Origin of the sequence: Methanobrevibacter arboriphilus JCM 13429 = DSM 1125 (assembly GCF_002072215.1) — an archaeon.
Taxonomy (GTDB): Archaea; Methanobacteriota; Methanobacteria; order Methanobacteriales; family Methanobacteriaceae; genus Methanobinarius; species Methanobinarius arboriphilicus.
Genome location: NZ_JXMW01000040.1, coordinates 1 through 537, shown reverse-complemented (window position 1 = coordinate 537; position 537 = coordinate 1). Strand labels below are relative to the sequence as shown.

The following is a 537-nucleotide window of genomic DNA, read 5'->3' as shown; positions in this document are numbered from 1 at the left end:
TTCTTTGACTGTTAGTGTTGATGGTAATGTTTATGATAATGTTATTATTAATTCTACTGGTGGTTGGAGTCTTAATTACACAACTAATCGTACTGGAAACATAAATGTTAGTGTTAATTATGTTGGTAATGAGAATTATACTGGTTTTACTAATGCAAGTAGTTTTACTGTGATTTTGAATGATACTAATTCTAGTATTGTTGTTAATCCTGAAACTGTAAATATTGGTGATAATGTTACTATTTCTGGTCAGCTTGTTGGTTATGTTGGTAATGGCTCTGACATTTTAACTGTTAGTGTTGATGGTAATGTTTATGATAATGTTATTATTAATTCTACTGGTGGTTGGAGTCTTAATTACACAACTAACCGCACAGGAACTATAACTGTTAGTGTTACTTATGCTGGTAATGATAATTATACTGCTTTTACTAATAGTACTACTTTTGAAGTTGTTAAGAATAGTACTAATTCTAGTATTATTGTAGTTAGTGTTCAAATTGGTACTAATGTTACTATTTCTGGTGAGCTTGAGGG

The 537-nt window shown here is 30.0% G+C and carries 1 protein-coding gene; it reads left to right on the top strand.

Annotated features, from left to right (window positions below; all coding sequences use genetic code 11):
- The coding region (locus MBBAR_RS10390; protein ID WP_158082588.1) for a hypothetical protein at nucleotides 1-537 on the top strand (537 nt) is incomplete at both ends.